Below are 16702 nucleotides of genomic sequence, written 5' to 3'. Positions count from 1 at the left end.
ATGACCGGGGCATAATTGCCGGACCGGCAACAATTGCCGGGGAAACGCGTCAAATAAAGCTCTACGTCGCCGAGGCCGTCCCCGGGTGGAACACCAGCCCGAAACCGTCGATGCAGTAGCGCAATCCGGTCGGCTTCGGACCGTCGTCGAAGACGTGGCCGAGATGGCCGCCGCAGCGCCGGCAGTGCACCTCGGTGCGGGCCATGCCGAAGGTGCGGTCCTCGGTCTTGCCGACATTGCCGTCGATCGGCTGGTAGAAGCTCGGCCAACCCGTGCCGCTCTCGAACTTGGTCTCCGAGGCGAAGACCGGGAGATCGCAGCCGGCGCAGGCGAAGGTGCCCTTGCGGTGCTCCTTGAGCAGCGGGCTTGTGCCCGGCCGCTCGGTGCCTTCCTTGCGCAGGATCTCATATTGCTGCGGCGTGAGCTGGGCGCGCCATTCGGCGTCGGTCTTCTCGATCTCGAATTTCTCGGCGGCTTTCTCTCCCGCTTGGGCCGGGGTGGCTCTCAGCCAGCGGAAGGCCGAAAGGCCAAACAGGCCGGCGACGGTCGTCAACAGGATGCGGCGGTCAAACATGTCTTTCTCCGTGCGCAGGAAGTCCACGCCCTGAGATACGGGTTCTAACGGCGGACGTTACACTTCCAGGCGGGATTCTTCTCAACTTATTGCGAGACGCTCTGCTCCTGGGAGACCGGTTCCGCGTCCGCCGTCGCAGGCGGCTGCGGCGCCGGGGCCACCCGCGGCCGAACTCCGGGCGGCGGACGGCGGGGACCGGTGCCGGCGGCCCGGTTGGCAGCGGCCAGCCGCGCCTCGCGCTCCCTGTCCTTGACCCGTACGCGCTCGCGGTAGCGGGCGAGCGACCCGGCGGCGGCGGAACTCGCCCTGCCCCAGATCCCGACCAACTGGCCCGCGACTCGTCCGGTGGTACCGCCGGCCCAAACCAGCTCGAATGGCGAGAACAGCTTCCAGCGCTCGTCGCCCCTCAAAATGCTGCGCGCGATCAACTGCCCAGCCATGGCGGAGGTGTTCATGCCCTGGCGGCCGAACCCGCTCGCCACCCACAGGCCTTTGCGCAGCTGGCCGATCTGCGGCATGCCGTGCACGGTCTGGCCGGTGGCGCCGCCGAACGTCTCGGTGATCTCGACATTGCCGAGTTGGGGGAAGATCGACCGGATCCGCCGCCTGACGGGACCGCCAAAGCGCTGCGGCCGCGCGGCCCAAGTGGTCTCCGGGCTCTCCCACATCAGGCGGTCGCCGTCGACGATGCGGAAATGATCGACGCCGTCGGTATCCATCACCGATCCCTTGAAGCCGATGATCTCGTGCACCCGCTCGCCGAGCGGCGCGGAGATGCCGGCATAGCGCCAGACAGGCAGCAGCGTCTCCGACAGGCGCCGCAAGGGCGCACCGAGATGGATGTTGCCGGCAAGCACGATATGGGTGGCGCGCAGCCGCGCCGACGGCGTGACGATGCGCTTGCGGATGCCGGAATGATCGATGCTGACGACCGGCGTGTCCTCGAAAATGCGGGCACCGGCACGCCGCGCCAACGCTGCCAGGCCGTGTACATATTTGCGGCCGTCGACCTGGAACGCCCGGGGGTAATAGACGCCGTGGAAATAACGATCGGTCTTGAGCGCCTCGCGGACGCGATCGACCTGCCAGCCCTCGGCCTCGGTGTCGAAATCCTCGTTCAGCATCTGGAGCCGGCGGATCAGCTGATCGCCGGCATCGACATTGGAGACCTCCAGTACGCCGTCGGTGAGGCCGATGCCCGGCATGTTCTCTTCAGTGGCGTTGGCGCGGACGAACTCGGCGCCCTCCTTCGAGAGCGTCCACAACTCCCTGGCGTCTTCGAAGCCGATACGCTCGATCAGCTCGGTGAGCGGCAGCGCGAAGCCCGGCGTCACTGTGCCGAGTTGGTTGCCGGAGGCATTCCAGCCGATATGACGGCCCTCGAGCACCGCGACGCTGGCCCCGAGCCGGGCTGCCTCCAGCGCAATTGAAAGGCCGGCAAGCCCCGCCCCGATCACGCAAATGTCGGCGTCGAGATCGAACGACAGCCGGACACGTTCACGAAAGCCGGCTTCTTCCTGGGACACGCTTGTGAAAGTCTCGCTCATAGCGTTTTCTTAGAGCATGATCCGGAAAAGTGCGCAGCGGTTTTCCGATAAGATCATGCTCGAAATAACAACCTAGTACCGATCGGGCGCTTGTCACCTTGCCCTCAACCGGCGCCTGTAGATTATTCTTGACGTGGAACGATTCGGGAATGCCATGCGCCGTTTGATGCTGCTGCGTCACGCCAAGACCGAGACCGACGCGCCGAGCGGCCGTGACCAGGACCGCCGGCTCGACGATCGCGGCCAGCGAGATTCCGCCGAGATGGGCGACTGGATCGCCACCCATCCGCCTGTCCCCGAGGCCGTGCTGGTGTCGCACGCCGTCCGCGCCAGACAGACCTGGGACATCGCCTGGGAGGCGATGAAGGACCGCGTCGCCGCGCCGCAGGTCGAGATCCTGCCGGAACTCTACGGCGCCGATCCCGCGCAGGTTCTCGAAACCGTTCGCACTGCAACGATTCCGGCGAACCCCCGACAATTGCTGCTGATCGGGCACAATCCGGGCATGCACGAGGCTGCCCTGATGCTGATGGGCAGCGGCGATCCGGTCGCCGCCAAGGCGCTCGCCGACAATATGCCCACCGCGGGGCTTGCGATCCTGGACTTTGACGTCAAGGATTGGGACGACGTGGCCTACCGCCGCGGCAAACTGGTGCTGTTCGTCAGCCCCAAGTTGCTTCGACTTGGATGAGACGCGCGGGCGCCGTCTCGACCGGTTGATCAGCTTGGTCATTAGGGAGGCGCAGATGTTCAAGTCCATTCTCGTGCCCATCGATCTTGCCGACACTGATCTCGCAAAACCTGCGATAGCGACCGCGACGACGCTGTCGCAGAACTGGAACGGATCGATCCGGCTGCTCAACGTGCTGCCGATGACGCCGGTGATGCTGGCCGAATATGTCCCGGCCGATTTCGACGAGCAGCAGCGCCAGACCTCGGAAGAGGCGCTCGCCATCGTCGCCCGCGAGTCCGGCATCGACGCCTCCCACATCTCCAGCGTGGTGCGTCAGGGCGGCATCTATCACGAGATCCTGGAGGAAGCCGTGCACATGAAGGCCGATCTGATCGTCATGACCTCGCACCGGCCTGCGATGCGCACCTATTTCCTCGGCTCCAACGCCGGGCATGTGGTGCGTTATGCCAAGTGCTCGGTACTGGTGGTCAGGCACTGAGCTCTCACCACGAACTCCGTCATTGCGAGGAGCTCTTGCGACGAAGCAATCCAGACCGCCTCCACGGAGGGACTCTAGATTGCTTCGCTTCGCTCGCAATGACGATGCGGAAGCAGCAGCAGCCCAATTTCATCGCGCTTCGAAACTCGGAGCAATGCCGTGAAGCAATTCTGGCGGAGATGGACCTACGAGGTCCCGCTCCGACGAGACCCCGCCGCAAGCCTGACCAGTCCGAGGACGATCGAGCTTATGGCGGCATGTGGGGCCAGTTCGCGGTGGCCTGACGCTGCCTCGGTCCGTAGCCCGGATGGAGCGCAGCGAAATCCGGGGCCGCTGTGTCCGCAGGATAGATTCCCGGATTGCGCTTCGCTCCATCCGGGCTACGAAGGCCACGAGATCTTGCGTTGCCCGTCCGGCAAAACACGCTAGGCGTGGGGCAATCTGCACTGTCAAAAATATTCCACTTTACCGAAATTCGGAATTGGCGTATGTGTTGCCGCAACCCGGCCCAAGGAAGAGGGGCGTATCGCGATCGTCACGAACGCGGGCCGGATGGCGGTGGACGTGGGTCACATCGGCGCGAAGGGTTTTGCAGGGCGGGCAACCGTGAGCGAGACCGTCGCGCGCACGACCGGTGTGATCCGCGTACGGCAAAATCGTGTGGTCCTGGCGCCCGGGGTCTGTGCGCCAAGGCTCGTGGTGATGCGTGTGGCTCAACCGGGTTCGCGTATCAGTCATCTGCGAGGCGACGGGGGCAATAGTGCATCGCTCCCCGGGGAGAGCGCGACATAAGCCGTCAAACCACTGCGCAGGGAAGGCCGGATGTTGGGCTTCGCCTGTATGCCGCTGTGCAGATTCTTGTTCGCAATTACCGCACAGTGGACCGTGGGTGCCAGCCGGCACCCGGTCTTCCCTGCGCCCTCTTTCAAGTGAGGGTGAGGCGACGAAGCAAAGCTCGGGCGAGATGAGTCGCGAGGATGCGCAAGTGTGTCTGCGAGGCTGTAGGATGGGTAGAGCACTTGCGAAACCCATCATCTTTTCAGAAGCGTTGATGGGTTTCGCTACGCTCTACCCATCCTACGAACTTCGCCACGCCCGGACGTGCCGAGCGTCGCGAAGGCGCTCACAGATACCGCGTCAGCTCGGCTTTGAACTGCCCATAGACGGCGTCCTCGATCTGGCTGCGGTTGATCCCGATGTCGCGCAGGGCGCGGTCGTCGAGTTCGTTCAGCGTCTTGACGGCGGTGCGGCGCTCCAGGCGGTCGAACAGGGCATAGGCGGCGTTGACGAGCGTGGCAAAAAATCCGCTCGATGAGGATGGGCGTAAATTCCGCCCGGCAGTTTGCGAAATCATGGTCATTTTTCTTCTCCGGCCGATGTCCCGCGCGGCGAAGCAGGTGCCGTTGGCGCAAACGCCAGAGCGTCTGCACCTCGTTTGCCATCGGATTGCTCTCGCTCACCTCGGCTCAATCGCGGAACTTGATGGAACTTAAATGCTCCAGTACACTCCTCGGAGCAAGGAAAACATTGCTCTCGGTGCAATATGTCCAAGTTCGAGTACGTGAAGCTTGCCGATGCCATTGCCTCGGATATCTCTAACGGCACGTTAAGGGCCGGCGACCGGCTGCCGCCGCAGCGCAATTTTGCCTATGATCGTGGCATTGCGGTCTCGACAGCGAGCCGTGTTTATACGGAGCTGTTGCGTCGCGGCCTCGTGGTCGGCGAAGTCGGCCGCGGCACCTTCATCTCCGGCGACATCAGGCGCGAGGTCGAGACCATCACCGAGCCGCGCGATGCGCGTATCGATTTCGAGGTCAATTATCCCCTGTTGCCGCAGCAATGGGCGATGATCGCCAAGAGCCTCGCCGGGCTCGAACGCGTCGACGCGCTCGAATCCGCGTTGCGCGTCTCGACCAGCACCGGCACCAAGAGCGCGCGCAATGCCGCCGCCGCCTATCTCGCGCGCAAGGATTTTGCGCCGCAGGCCGAGCAAATCGTGTTCACCGCGAATGGCAAGCAATCGCTCGCGGCCGCACTTGCAGCCCTCGTTCCCACCGGCGGCCGCTGCGGCGTCGAGGCGCTCACTTACCCCTACGTCAAGAGCATCGCCGCGCGGCTCGGCATCACACTGGTGCCAATTCCGATGGACGAATATGGCGCGCGACCTGATGCGATTCAGAAGGCGCATCGCGAAGCGCATCTGTCGGCGCTGTATCTCCAGCCGATCATCCAGAATCCGCTCGGCGTCACCATGAACGCGACACGGCGCTCCGACATCATGCGCATCGCCGAGAAGCTCGATCTCACCATCATCGAGGACACCGTCTATGGCTTCCTCGCCGACGATACCCCGCTCGCAGCGCTCGGGCCGGACCGCTGCATCGTGCTCGACAGCCTGTCCAAGAAGGTTGCGCCCGGTCTAGCGCTCGGCATCCTCGTCGCGCCGCCTCACATGCGCGAGAGCGTGATGAGCGCGGTCCGCACCGGCGGCTGGATCGCCTCGGGCCACGCGCTCGCGTCCGGTCAGCGATTGATGGCCGACGGCACCGTCGCCGAGCTGACGCGGCTGAAACGCATCGATGCCGCCCGCCGCCAGCACACCGCGGCACGACTGCTCGCCGGCTACCAGATCGCCGCCGATGCGCGCTCCTATCATCTCTGGCTGACGTTGCCGCCGCACTGGCGCTCGCAGACATTCGTTGCCGCGGCGGCCCGGCGCGGTATCGCGCTGACGCCGTCCTCGACCTTCGCGGTCGCGCATGGCCATGCACCGAATGCGGTGCGATTGGCACTCGCCCCGCCCTCGTTCGAGCAGCTCGATTCCGGCCTGCGCACGATCGTTTCGCTGCTCGGCACCAAAGAGGAAGACTTCGACTCGACGGAGTAGCTCTACGGCAGCAGGGATCGAGGCAGCCGATCAAAGCTGTAGCTGCGCGGCTGGTTGCGCCGGACGAAGCCGCCGACCTGCCAGATGAACAGCGCGGCGAAGCCGAGGATGAACAGCACGCCGGCGAATTCGCCGATCATCAGCGCGCGGATCAGAAGCCCGGCCATCGCCACGGCCAGCATCGCCAGGAATGCCAGCACTGCCGCATAAGTTTTGCGGCCGAGGCCCGCGGTCAGCTCGGCCCGGCTGCCAGCCTTCGCCATCCGCGCGTGCAACTCGACAAGAAAGTCGCGAAACCCGCTGTCCTGCGGCGCCATCAGCGCCGCAGTCTGCCAGCTCGTCGACAGGATCGCGATGCGACCGCCACCGGCGCGGCTGACATCGGCGCGAAACCGGTGCTGCTGCATCGAGACGGGGCGGAACGACAGCCGGATTGCACTGATCTCGTCGTAGCGCCAGACGCCCGAGCGGCCGGCGATGTGCCATGCCAGGCCCTCCTCCGTCAACTCGAAGCGATGCGCCGATCCGATCAGCGACGCCTTATAGGCGTAGCTCGTGACTGACCCGCCGTGCCCGTTCGAAACCCCCATCTCGATCATCAATCCTGTCCGCGATCGGCTTGCGCGATCGCCCTCCCCCATCCTACAAGCGGGGCATGGCTGAGACGATCTATTTTCCGCGCCGCCTGATTCTCGGGGCCGCCATGATCTCGGGCGTGCTGCTCGCGCTCGCGGTGCACATGTTAGGTGCGCGCTACGGGCTCGACCTGGGTGGCCTCTGGCGCTCCGACACGCATGAGTTCATGCCGACGGGCGCGGCGATCGCCTGGTGGCTGATTGCGACCGTCGGATTCTCCGGCGGCTATTTCACGGCGTCGTTGATGCAGAGCGCCGTCTCCGGCCAGATCCCGCAACGGATGCGCCAATTCCTGATCGCGGTCGGCGTGCTCCTGCTCGCCGGTGCCGGACAGGCGGCCTCGGCGCCGAGCCCGATCCCGACCATCTCCGGCGTGCTCGCGGGCCTCGCGGCACTGTGTCTCGGCGCGGTGATGGCGTTTTGCGGCGCGCATTTCGCGCTGCGCCGCGGCTAGGGCTTTTTAGGCCGAGGCAAGCAGCCGCGGGCGCTCCAGCATCAAAGCGACTTCGGACGCGGGCCTGGGCATGCTGAACAGATAGCCCTGCGCCTGGGTGCAGCCTTCGCGCCTGAGCAGTTCGAGCTGCGCGTCGTTCTCGACGCCCTCCGCCGTGGTGATGATCCCGAGGCTGCGGCCGAGGCCGGTGACGGCGCGGATGATCGCCACCGAATCTTCGCGCGTGGCGAGCTCGGACACGAACGAACGGTCGATCTTGATCTTGTCGAACGGGAAGCTGCGTAAGTAGCTCAGCGACGAATAGCCGGTGCCGAAATCGTCGAGCGAGATGCGCACGCCCATGGCGCGCAAATCGTGCAGCGTGGTCAGCGTCGCCTCGCTGTTCTGAAGCAACACGGATTCGGTGATCTCGAGCTCGAGCCTGTTCGCCGCGAGCCCGGATTTCTCCAGCGCCTCGGTCACGGACGCAATCAGGTTCGGATTCTTGAACTGCACCGGCGACAAATTGACGGCAACGCCGACGTCATCCGGCCAGGTCGCGGCATCCGTACAGGCTCGGTGCAAGACGAGTTCGCCCAGCTGAATGATGAGGCCGGTTTCCTCGGCGAGCGGAATGAAGTTGATGGGCGCGATCAGTCCGCGCAGCGGATGGTTCCAGCGGAGCAGCGCCTCGAAGGCGACCACGCGGTCGCTCGCGACATCGCGAATCGGCTGGTAGTACGGCTGGAACTCGTCGCGCTGGAGCGCCGCCCGCATATCCATTTCCAACAGGCGGCGCGCCTGCGCCCGCGCGTCCATGCCAGTCTCGAAGAACCGATAGGTGCCGCGGCCGTCGGCCTTGGCGCGGTATAGCGCGAGGTCGGCGTTCTTCAGCAGCTCGTCGGGATTGCTGCCGTCCTGCGGCGACAGCGAGATGCCGATCGAGACGCCGATCACGATCTGATGGTCGTCGATCTCGTAAGGCGCGGAGATCACCTCGACGAGACGGCCGGCGAGCGCTCGCGCGGCAGCCTCCTCAGAGCGACCGATTTGGACCACGGCGAACTCGTCGCCGCCGAGGCGGGCCACGGTGTCGTGTTCGCCGACGGAGGACTTCAGCCTGCGGCCAACCTCCTTCAGCAGCGCATCGCCGATGGGATGGCCGAGGGAGTCGTTGATGTCCTTGAAATGATCGAGATCGAGACAGAGCACCGCGAGCTGGTCGTTCGAACCGGCCCGGCGCAATCCCTGTTCGAGCTGCTCGTGGAACAGCACGCGGTTTGGTAAATTGGTCAGCGCGTCATGGCGCGCCATGTGCGATATCTTGGCCTGCGCCTCCAGCCATTCGGTGATGTCCTCGAAGGTGGCGACCCAGCCGCCGCCTTGCATCGGCTGATTGACGACGCGGATCGAGCGGTCGAACCGGCGAACGACGTCCGTCGTCGTGCGTCCCTCCCGGGCATCCTCGACAAGGCGCGCAAAAAATTGTTCGGGCTCGCCATTCCACTGCTCCTTCGCCGCCTCCTCGCGGAGAATGTCGAGCAGGACGCGACCCGTGAGCTGCATGCCGGAGCGGCGAAGCATTGCCGCATAACGCTCATTGAACAGGATGATCTTGCCCTCGGCATCGAACATGCACAGTCCCTGCGACATGTTCTCGAGCGCTGTGTCGAGCACGACCTGCTGGCGTCCGATCTCGCCTTTGGCGCGACGGTCGAGCACGGCCGCCGTGAGCGCAATGGCGATAATGGCAACAGCGGCGCTGGCGGTCAGGATGGACAACGACGCCGGCGGGATCGAAAGACCGCTGATCGCAAGCGCAGGATCGGGCGTCAATACCAGTGCGCCCATCGCAGTGAAGTGATGTGAGACGATGGCAACGGTCAACAGAATCGTTGCGCCCAACGCATTCGACAGGCTGTCGCCACGCCCCGCAACGAGCAGCGCGAGCGATCCGAAGACGATGCCGAGCAAGATCGATACCGTCACGGTCCCGGTGGTCCAGCCGACATCCGCAGGAATCTCGAACGCCATCATGCCGGTGTAGTGCATCGCTGCCACGCCGGCGCCCACGACGGCGCCGCCGAGCGCGACCAGAATTCCGCGCGTCGTCGAAACCGAGATGCTGAGACCGATGAAGGTGACTGCGATCGCAAAGATCAGCGACAGGATTGTTAAGGGGATATTGTAGGCCCCCCCGGCCCCCGGCCCGTAGGCCTGCATCGCAATGAAGTGTGTTGCCCAGACGCCGCAGCCGGCGACGACGGCATCGAGCGTGATCCAGACCAGGCGAGCCGACCCGCCCGCCGCACGCGCGCGGTGAAACAGGCTGATTGCCGCCGCGCTGGCGAGCAGACACACCGCTCCGCCGAGTGCGACCAGACGCCAATCATGCTGGTCCGTGAGACAAAACAGAACTTGATACATTGCCGGCCCCTATTCCATCGGGCACTAGAACCGGCAGAGATGGATAGTCGGTAACCGGCTATGCGCCGGTTACCGGAATGGTGAACAGGGAATGTGTGCGGCTACTCACATTGTTTGCCCGCCAACCTTTGCGCCGAGGCCGATCACGCCGGCGGCCAGCAGCAGCACGGCCGCGGATATGATTAGCGCCTGGTGAAGGCCAGTCATGAATGCGCTATCGGACGCCACCAGCGCCCCGAACAGCGCAACGCCAAGGACGCTGCCGGTCTGCCGCATCGCATTGAGCACACCCGCAGCGATTCCGGAGCGCGCCTTCTCGACGCTGCCAAGCAAGGTCGAAGTCAGAGGCGGCACCAAGAGGCCAAGCCCGCCGCTGATCGCGATCATCTGCGCAAAGATCGCCCAGTAGCTCGTGCCGGCTTCGATCCAGACCAGACCAAGACAGCCGAGCGCCGAGATGCAGGCGCCGACAACGATGGTCGGGCACGGGCCGATACGCTCGGCAATGCGTGGCGCCAGCAGATTGACCGGCAGCACCGCGCCCATCATCGGTACGAAGGCAAGCCCGGTCCACCACGCCGACAGGCCGTTGATCCGCTGGAAGTAGAGACTGAGCACGAAGATCAGGCCGTAGATCGCGATGTTGACAAGGAGGCCGACGATCGTGGTCAGGGTAAACAGCCGATGACTGAACAAAGACAGCGGAAGCATCGGCTGCGTCGTGCGGCTCTCGCGCGAGACGAACAGCGTGGCGAGGACGGCGGAGACCACGAATGCTGCGATCACGGCAGGATGAGCCCATCCCAATGCACCGGCTTCAATGATTGCGCCCGCGAGCGCACCCAGCGCGCCGATCGCGGCGAGTTGGCCGGGCAAATCGATCTCGCGCGAGCGGGCGCGCGCGGTCTCAGTCGCATAGCGCCAGCTCAGCCAAAGGCCGGCGAGGCCAATAGGCAGATTGACGAGGAAGATCGCGCGCCAGCCGACCAGCGTGATCAGCGCGCCGCCGACGAAGGGACCTGCGGTCAGCGCCAGACTCGCGCCCGCGGCCCAGACCGCGACGGCACGACCGCGCGCACGATCATCCGTATAGGCGTGGTTCAGCAGCGTCAGTGAATTCGGCACCAGGATCGCCGCCGCCAACCCCTGAACCAGCCGCGCGCCGATCAGTACGATGGCATTGGGAGACAGCGCGCACGCCAGCGAGGCCGCGGTGAAGATCGCAAACCCCGCCATGAAGATGCGTTTGGCGCCGATCCGGTCGCCGAGCGCACCGGCTGTCAAGATGAAGGCGGCAAAGGCGATGGTGTAGGCGCTGACAACCCATTGCAACTCGGCCACGCCGCCTCCGAGCGTCTTGCCCATGGCGTCGAGCGCAGTGTTGACGATGGTGACGTCGAGCTGCACCACGCCATAGCCGAGGCTCATTGCAGCCAGTGTGAGCGAAGTTGCGAGGCGCGGTGGGGTGCGCGAGGCATCTTTCGCGCCGAAGGTTTCATGTCTGATGGTGTTGGCTCGCATGCTGGCACCTCGATTGCAGCCCCATGCGACTTATAAGCCTCCAGCCGTCGTCATGCTTCGACAATGACCGAATGATGGTTACCCGATATGTGAACGCCGCGCGGATGACCGCGCGGCGCTGTTGCACCGTGCATCTTCCTCGAGCCGCGTGACGTGCTGCTTGGTTTCTTCAACGTGCGTCAAAAAGCCCTGCTTCAGCTGCGGATCGGTCGCCTTGTTTGCCATTTTTCGGCAGTGCCTTGGTGAGCTGCTGCTCGGCGTAGTAGATGTCCTGTAACTGATGCACGAACAGGTCGTTCATGGTCTTGATGTCTTTTGTGAACAGTCCCATCGTTCCGATCCTCGCAGGTTGCGGGAACAAGGCAGCACCGGCCTGCACGAGAAGCCTGTGTTTTGCCGTGTTCGATTACTGATCGGCCGGTAACCTGGGCGTTGCAGCGTCGTTCCAAAAAATGCCCGGATCGTTTGCTTCGGAACAACGCTTGCGACCGCAGGATTTGAAACCATCTCACCTTGCGGGCGCACGATGCAAGTCGGTCCCTCGACTCAGACATGCTTAACACGCGCGCCATGTGAACCACTTATGACAAAACACCCGGTCCGGCGCAGAACCCGGCGTTGTCAAGGGCTGCACAAGTCGCTGTTTTTGCCTTAAATGAGCTACATCATGCCTAGCGATCGACGCCCATTTCGGGCAGTGATCGCAACCGACTGGCCAATGCCTGGCCCGGTCGGTCTTGCCCCCGCCGGGAGGATGAATGCACGGACTGCTGCCCGCGCTGAAACGCGGTTTCAAGAGATGGATCGGCTGGCGACGGCTCGGTATTGCCGCAAGCGTGATGATCATCGCCTTCGCGGTCACCACGCTGCTGCGGACCCTCAAGGGCATCGATACCAGCGTCATCCTGACCGCTTTGACCGATATTCCCCGCGGGCATATCGGCTTGGCCGCTATCTGCGTGTTCTTCGCGTTCTGTACGCTGACTTTCTACGACTTTTTTGCACTGCGAACGATCGGCAAGAAGCACGTGCCCTACCGCATCGCAGCGCTGTCGAGCTTCACGTCTTATTCGATCGGCCACAACATCGGCGCCACCGTGTTCACGGGCGGCGCGATCCGCTTCCGGATTTACTCGGATTACGGGCTGAATGCGATCGACGTCGCCAAGATCTGTTTCCTCTCCGGCCTGACCTTCTGGCTCGGTAACATCTTCGTGCTCTCGATCGGCATGACCATCCACCCGGATGCGGCCTCCTACATGGATCAGCTGCCGTCGTCGATCAATCGGCTGATCGCACTCGGCGGCCTCGCCTCGATCGGCGCCTATCTGGTCTGGCTCTGCATGGGCGATAAACGCCGCGAGCTCGGCCAGAAAGGCTGGAAGGTGGTGCTGCCGTCGGCGCCGCTGACGCTGGTGCAGATCCTGATCGGGGTGGTCGATCTCGGCTTCTGCGCCTTGGCGATGTATTTGCTGATGCCGGCCAATCCGCCGATCGACTTCCTGTCGCTCGCCGTGGTGTTCATCCTGGCAACGCTGCTGGGCTTCGCCAGCCATGCGCCTGGCTCGATCGGCGTGTTCGACGCCGCCATGTTGGTGGCGCTGCCCGAATTCGGCCGCGAGCAGCTGCTGGCGACCCTGCTGGTCTTCCGCATCCTCTATTTCGTGATCCCGTTCGGCCTTGCCATCTCCATCATGGGCACCCGCGAGCTCTGGATGAACGTCGTCCAGCCCTGGCAGGAACGGCGGCGGCTGGCGGAAGCCTGTGCGCAGGCCAACCTGCCCAAGCAGGTGACGCCGATGGAGCGCGAGCGGTTGGTGCGCCAGGCCGGCAAACGGTAAGGCCGGCCCGCCGGTGCCCGCAATAGCGGTAGACAAAGGTTGCGGGGCGGCGGGCTACGCTCTCTTATTTCCGCCTCAACTTTGCCGTTGAAGACGCGGATCATGATCCCTGTTTCCCTTCGTACTTTTCTCGTGGGCGCCCTGCTGCTAGCCGGGCCCCTCACCGTTTTGCCGCTCCAGCGCGCTGCCGCGCAGGATGCCGGCGCCATGCAGATCAATTGGGAGGTCCGCAACCGCTTCCGCCTGTTCCGCGAGGAGCGCGACTTCCTGCTTCATGTCGAGAACGCGCGTAACCGCAGCATCCTCGCCGCCGAACAGTCGCTGGAACTGCAGAGCGAGGGCCGCGGCTGGGCCCGCAACATGGTCAACCGGCTCTGCATCGATCTCCAGGGCCGGGTCAACCAGCCCTGCACCCGCGACAATGTCAAAGAGAACTACATCACGCCGATCGACCACCCCATCACCGTGCGCCTGACCGGCGCGGTGCCGGTCGGCGCCACCTGCGCCTGGTCGTTCGACGACGGCGACGGACCGCAGACCTCGACCTTCGACTGCGCCGAGCCGGTCAACCTGCGGGTCCGCTACGGCAAGCAGACGGTCGCGAGCGTCGACGTCTCCTCCGGCTCCGATCCGAGCCAGCGCGTCCAGACCGAGATTCAGGTCCGCGACATCTTCATCGCCGGCCTTGGCGACAGCATCGCCTCCGGCGAAGGCAATCCGGACCGGCCACTGGCGCTGTCAGACGAGGGTTTCTGCTTCCGCTCCTATCTCGGCACCGCCGGCGGACAGTATTACCGGCCGAGCCGCGCAGGCTTCAAAGGCGGCCGCGCTTGCGAGGCGCCGGATACGCTTGCCAACTGGCAGCACTACAGCGCGCTCTGGTTCAACTCGCCCTGCCACCGCTCGCTCTACAGCTACCAGGCCCGCACCGCTCTCGCGCTGGCGGTACGTTACACTCATATCGCCGTCACCTATCTGCCCCTCGCCTGCACCGGCGCCAGCATCAGCGACGGGCTGCTCGGTTCGCAGCGCGCCCGCGAATGCCCGCCAGGCAAGTCCGGCGTCTGCAACACCAGCGTGAATGCCCAGGTTGCCGAGCTGCGCGAAGCGCTCGCCGCGGCGAAGAAGCGTCAGCCGGATCGCAATCTCGACCTGGTGCTGCTCTCGATCGGCGCCAACGACGTCTACTTCTCCGGTCTCGTCGCCGACGTCATCGTGGACACCGCAACCGAGCGTGCACTGTTCCGCCGCTCCGGCGTGATGGCGAGCGTCGACGATTCCCGCGATGCGCTACAGCGCGAGCTGCCGCAGAATTTCGTCAAGCTGCGCGAGGCGCTGAAGCCGTTGGTCGGCGGCGACCTCTCGCACGTGGTCTACGTCTCCTACGCCAATCCGGCGCTGGCCGATGGCGGCGTGCCCTGCCGCGGCGGCCGCGGCGGCTTCGACATCCATCCCGCCTTCAACGCCGATCCGCAGCGGCTCGCGCGCGTCTCAACCTTCGTCGACACCGAGTTCCTGCCGCAATTGAAGGGGCTGGCCACTTGCACGGGCGGCGCGTTGTGCCGCGATCCCGAGGCTGACCGCATGACCTTCGTCGATGCGCATCAGGCCGCGTTCGCCGATCACGGTTTCTGCGCTCATGCCGGCAATGATCCCGAATTCGATCGCACCTGCTTCGCCGAGAACGGCCAGAGCTTCAATCCGGATATCGTCAGCGCGGCGAGCCAGCCGATGCTGTGCGGCCGCGGCGCCTCGGAATATCGCGCCTACCTGCCGCGCGCGCGCTGGATCCGTGACGCCAATGACAGTTATTTCACGGCGATGACCTATCCGCAGGGATTGCCGGCAGCGAGCCAGCCGACCGACATCCACGACGCGACCTGGGGCGTGCTCTCGGCCGTCTATGGCGGCGCCGTGCATCCGAGCGCCGAAGGCCACGCGGCGATGGCGGACGCCACACTGCCGGCCGCAAGCGCCGTGCTCGGCCTGGATGCCGCGCCGCCAGGCGTCACACGCGGACTCCTGGCTCCGCTTCAGCCGGGCGCGCAGCAGTAGAGGCAACAGCGCGCGCGCTCCTCGCCGAATTCACGGTCACGTTCCCGCTCCCTGCCGTTCCATCAATTCAAAAACGGCATCAATCGATACACCCTTGAACTTGGACACTTTCCGGCGCGCGCCTCTAGGAGTCGCCCTGAGGAAACATTTCGAATTCAAGGAGGCGCCTGATGAGCGCAGTGATGTCCGCTACAGATGTGAGGAGGTCTCGCGTCAGGCTGTTCATCGTGACCATGCTGTTCCTGGTCACGACGGTCAATTACGCCGACCGCGCCACGCTCTCGATCGCGGGCACCGCGCTCTCCAAGGAACTTCATCTCGACCCCGTCGCCATGGGCTGGATCTTCTCGGCCTTCGGCTGGTCCTATGTCGTCGCGCAGGTGCCGGGCGGCTGGCTGCTCGACCGCTACGGTTCGCGCCTCGTCTATGCCTTCAGCATCATCGTCTGGTCGCTGTTCACAATGATGCAGGGTTGGGTCGGCTTTCTCAGCGCCGGCACCGCCGTCGTCGTGCTGTTCGCGCTTCGTCTGCTGGTCGGTGTCGCGGAAGCGCCGTCCTTCCCCGCCAACGCCCGCATCGTCGCGGCCTGGTTTCCCGGCAATGAGCGCGGCACCGCGTCCGCCTTCTTCAATTCCGGACAGTATTTCGCCACCGTGATCTTCGCGCCGCTGATGGGCTGGATCGCCCATGATTACGGCTGGCGCTACGTGTTCTTCGTGATGGGCGGACTCGGCCTCATCATGGGCATCGCCTGGATCAAGACCGTCTACGGGCCGAAGGAGCATCCTTCGATCAACGAGGCCGAGTTCGACTACATCAAGGAAGGTGGTGCGCTGGTCGATCTCGACGCGCCCAAGGAGGAGCGTGCGCCCGAGTCCGGCTCCGGATGGGACCATATCCGCCAGCTGCTCTCCAATCGCATGATGCTTGGCGTCTATCTCGGCCAGTACTGCATCAACACGCTGACCTATTTCTTCCTGACCTGGTTCCCGGTGTACCTGGTCAAGGAGCGCGGCCTGTCGATCCTCCAAGCCGGCTTCGTCGCGACGCTGCCTGCGCTGTGCGGCTTCATCGGCGGCGTGCTCGGTGGCATCATTTCCGACGCCATCCTGCGCAAGACCGGCTCGCTGACCATGGCGCGCAAGATCCCGATCGTCGGCGGCATGCTGCTGTCGATGTCGATCATCGCCTGCAACTATGTCGACGGCCAGGCACTGGTGGTCGGCTTCATGGCGCTCGCCTTCTTCGGCAAGGGCATCGGCGCGCTCGGCTGGGCGGTCGTCTCCGATACCTCGCCAAAGGAAGCCGGTGGCGTCTCCGGCGGCCTGTTCAACTCCTTCGGCAACCTCTCCTCGATCACCACGCCGATCGTGATCGGCTACATCGTGGCCGCGACCGGCTCGTTCAGCGGGGCCCTGGTGTTCGTCGGCATCAACGCGCTGGTGGCCGCGGTCGCCTACCTCGTCGTGGTCGGCAAGATCGAGCGGGTGGTGCTCAAACGTTCCTCCTGAGCGCTCCGAGTCATCGGAGCGGGACAGGCAACTCAACGGCGGCCCTCAAAAGCCGCCGTCTTTGTTTTGGGGATGATCGATGCTAGAAGTGCCGGGGA

At 64.6% G+C, this 16702-nt stretch carries 13 protein-coding genes and 1 pseudogene; 7 read left to right on the top strand and 7 right to left on the bottom strand.

Annotated elements, in window-relative coordinates:
- Window positions 1–61: 61 nt before the first annotated feature.
- Both msrB and ABIA96_RS33505 read right to left on the bottom strand, forming a co-directional pair.
- A complete protein-coding gene (gene msrB / locus ABIA96_RS33510; protein WP_354141190.1) occupies window positions 62–574 on the bottom strand; it encodes a peptide-methionine (R)-S-oxide reductase MsrB in 513 nt (170 codons plus the stop codon).
- A gap of 86 nt (window positions 575–660) precedes the next feature.
- Window positions 661–2121, bottom strand: a complete 1461-nt coding sequence (locus ABIA96_RS33505) for an NAD(P)/FAD-dependent oxidoreductase (RefSeq protein WP_354141189.1) — start codon at window positions 2119–2121, stop codon at window positions 661–663.
- A gap of 154 nt (window positions 2122–2275) precedes the next feature.
- Here ABIA96_RS33505 and ABIA96_RS33500 point away from each other — a divergent pair, with 154 nt between their 5' ends.
- Both ABIA96_RS33500 and ABIA96_RS33495 read left to right on the top strand, forming a co-directional pair.
- The gene (locus tag ABIA96_RS33500; protein WP_354141188.1) at window positions 2276–2812 is read left to right on the top strand and encodes a SixA phosphatase family protein; all 537 of its coding nucleotides are present in this window, start codon (window positions 2276–2278) and stop codon (window positions 2810–2812) included.
- Window positions 2813–2867: 55 nt separating this feature from the next.
- The gene (locus ABIA96_RS33495; protein WP_354141187.1) at window positions 2868–3293 is read left to right on the top strand and encodes a universal stress protein; all 426 of its coding nucleotides are present in this window, start codon (window positions 2868–2870) and stop codon (window positions 3291–3293) included.
- Window positions 3294–4416: 1123 nt separating this feature from the next.
- On the opposite strand, the gene ABIA96_RS33490 is transcribed toward ABIA96_RS33495, so the two are convergent.
- Window positions 4417–4653, bottom strand: a complete 237-nt coding sequence (locus ABIA96_RS33490) for a DUF1127 domain-containing protein (RefSeq protein WP_354141186.1) — start codon at window positions 4651–4653, stop codon at window positions 4417–4419.
- Between the two features lie 183 nt (window positions 4654–4836).
- Here ABIA96_RS33490 and ABIA96_RS33485 point away from each other — a divergent pair, with 183 nt between their 5' ends.
- Window positions 4837–6180: an aminotransferase-like domain-containing protein gene (locus ABIA96_RS33485; protein WP_354141185.1), complete on the top strand. Its 1344-nt coding sequence runs from the start codon at window positions 4837–4839 to the stop codon at window positions 6178–6180.
- A gap of 2 nt (window positions 6181–6182) precedes the next feature.
- Here ABIA96_RS33485 and ABIA96_RS33480 read toward each other — a convergent pair whose 3' ends face one another.
- A complete protein-coding gene (locus ABIA96_RS33480) occupies window positions 6183–6770 on the bottom strand; it encodes a hypothetical protein (protein ID WP_354141200.1) in 588 nt (195 codons plus the stop codon).
- 65 nt (window positions 6771–6835) lie between these two features.
- Between ABIA96_RS33480 and ABIA96_RS33475 the strand changes: the two genes are divergently transcribed.
- Entirely contained in the window at window positions 6836–7270 is a 435-nt protein-coding gene (locus ABIA96_RS33475; RefSeq protein ID WP_354083960.1) for a hypothetical protein, read from the top strand.
- Window positions 7271–7276: 6 nt separating this feature from the next.
- On the opposite strand, the gene ABIA96_RS33470 is transcribed toward ABIA96_RS33475, so the two are convergent.
- The 3 genes and pseudogenes from ABIA96_RS33470 to ABIA96_RS33460 all read right to left on the bottom strand — a co-directional run.
- Complete coding sequence (locus ABIA96_RS33470; protein WP_354141184.1) at window positions 7277–9676, bottom strand: bifunctional diguanylate cyclase/phosphodiesterase; 2400 nt, start codon at window positions 9674–9676, stop codon at window positions 7277–7279.
- A 105-nt stretch (window positions 9677–9781) separates the two neighbouring features.
- Window positions 9782–11197 carry an MFS transporter gene (locus ABIA96_RS33465; protein WP_354141183.1) on the bottom strand — a complete coding sequence of 472 codons (1416 nt, stop codon included), beginning with the start codon at window positions 11195–11197 and terminating at the stop codon, window positions 9782–9784.
- A gap of 135 nt (window positions 11198–11332) precedes the next feature.
- Window positions 11333–11528, bottom strand: a pseudogene (locus ABIA96_RS33460) (YciE/YciF ferroxidase family protein); the annotation flags it as partial.
- A 427-nt stretch (window positions 11529–11955) separates the two neighbouring features.
- On the opposite strand from ABIA96_RS33460, the gene ABIA96_RS33455 reads away from it, so the two are divergent.
- The 3 genes from ABIA96_RS33455 to ABIA96_RS33445 all read left to right on the top strand — a co-directional run bounded on the left by ABIA96_RS33455 (window position 11956) and on the right by ABIA96_RS33445 (window position 16604).
- On the top strand, window positions 11956–13038 hold the full coding sequence (locus ABIA96_RS33455) for a lysylphosphatidylglycerol synthase transmembrane domain-containing protein (RefSeq protein ID WP_354141182.1): 1083 nt from the start codon (window positions 11956–11958) through the stop codon (window positions 13036–13038).
- Between the two features lie 102 nt (window positions 13039–13140).
- Entirely contained in the window at window positions 13141–15093 is a 1953-nt protein-coding gene (locus ABIA96_RS33450; protein ID WP_354141181.1) for an SGNH/GDSL hydrolase family protein, read from the top strand.
- Window positions 15094–15263: 170 nt separating this feature from the next.
- Entirely contained in the window at window positions 15264–16604 is a 1341-nt protein-coding gene (locus ABIA96_RS33445; RefSeq protein ID WP_354141180.1) for an MFS transporter, read from the top strand.
- Window positions 16605–16702 lie beyond the last annotated feature (98 nt).

This window comes from Bradyrhizobium sp. LB11.1 (genome assembly GCF_040549385.1).
Lineage (GTDB): Bacteria > Pseudomonadota > Alphaproteobacteria > Rhizobiales > Xanthobacteraceae > Bradyrhizobium.
The sequence above is the reverse complement of the archived record's forward strand: the minus strand, read 5'-3'. Positions and strand labels throughout refer to the sequence as shown.

Coding starts and splice junctions, on each gene's coding strand:
- msrB (WP_354141190.1), bottom strand. CDS start 574: ATGTTTGACCGCCGCATCCTGTTGACGACCGTCGCCGGCCTGTTTGGC.
- ABIA96_RS33505 (WP_354141189.1), bottom strand. CDS start 2,121: ATGAGCGAGACTTTCACAAGCGTGTCCCAGGAAGAAGCCGGCTTTCGT.
- ABIA96_RS33500 (WP_354141188.1), top strand. CDS start 2,276: ATGCGCCGTTTGATGCTGCTGCGTCACGCCAAGACCGAGACCGACGCG.
- ABIA96_RS33495 (WP_354141187.1), top strand. CDS start 2,868: ATGTTCAAGTCCATTCTCGTGCCCATCGATCTTGCCGACACTGATCTC.
- ABIA96_RS33490 (WP_354141186.1), bottom strand. CDS start 4,653: ATGACCATGATTTCGCAAACTGCCGGGCGGAATTTACGCCCATCCTCA.
- ABIA96_RS33485 (WP_354141185.1), top strand. CDS start 4,837: ATGTCCAAGTTCGAGTACGTGAAGCTTGCCGATGCCATTGCCTCGGAT.
- ABIA96_RS33480 (WP_354141200.1), bottom strand. CDS start 6,770: ATGGGGGTTTCGAACGGGCACGGCGGGTCAGTCACGAGCTACGCCTAT.
- ABIA96_RS33475 (WP_354083960.1), top strand. CDS start 6,836: ATGGCTGAGACGATCTATTTTCCGCGCCGCCTGATTCTCGGGGCCGCC.
- ABIA96_RS33470 (WP_354141184.1), bottom strand. CDS start 9,676: ATGTATCAAGTTCTGTTTTGTCTCACGGACCAGCATGATTGGCGTCTG.
- ABIA96_RS33465 (WP_354141183.1), bottom strand. CDS start 11,197: ATGCGAGCCAACACCATCAGACATGAAACCTTCGGCGCGAAAGATGCC.
- ABIA96_RS33455 (WP_354141182.1), top strand. CDS start 11,956: ATGCACGGACTGCTGCCCGCGCTGAAACGCGGTTTCAAGAGATGGATC.
- ABIA96_RS33450 (WP_354141181.1), top strand. CDS start 13,141: ATGATCCCTGTTTCCCTTCGTACTTTTCTCGTGGGCGCCCTGCTGCTA.
- ABIA96_RS33445 (WP_354141180.1), top strand. CDS start 15,264: ATGAGCGCAGTGATGTCCGCTACAGATGTGAGGAGGTCTCGCGTCAGG.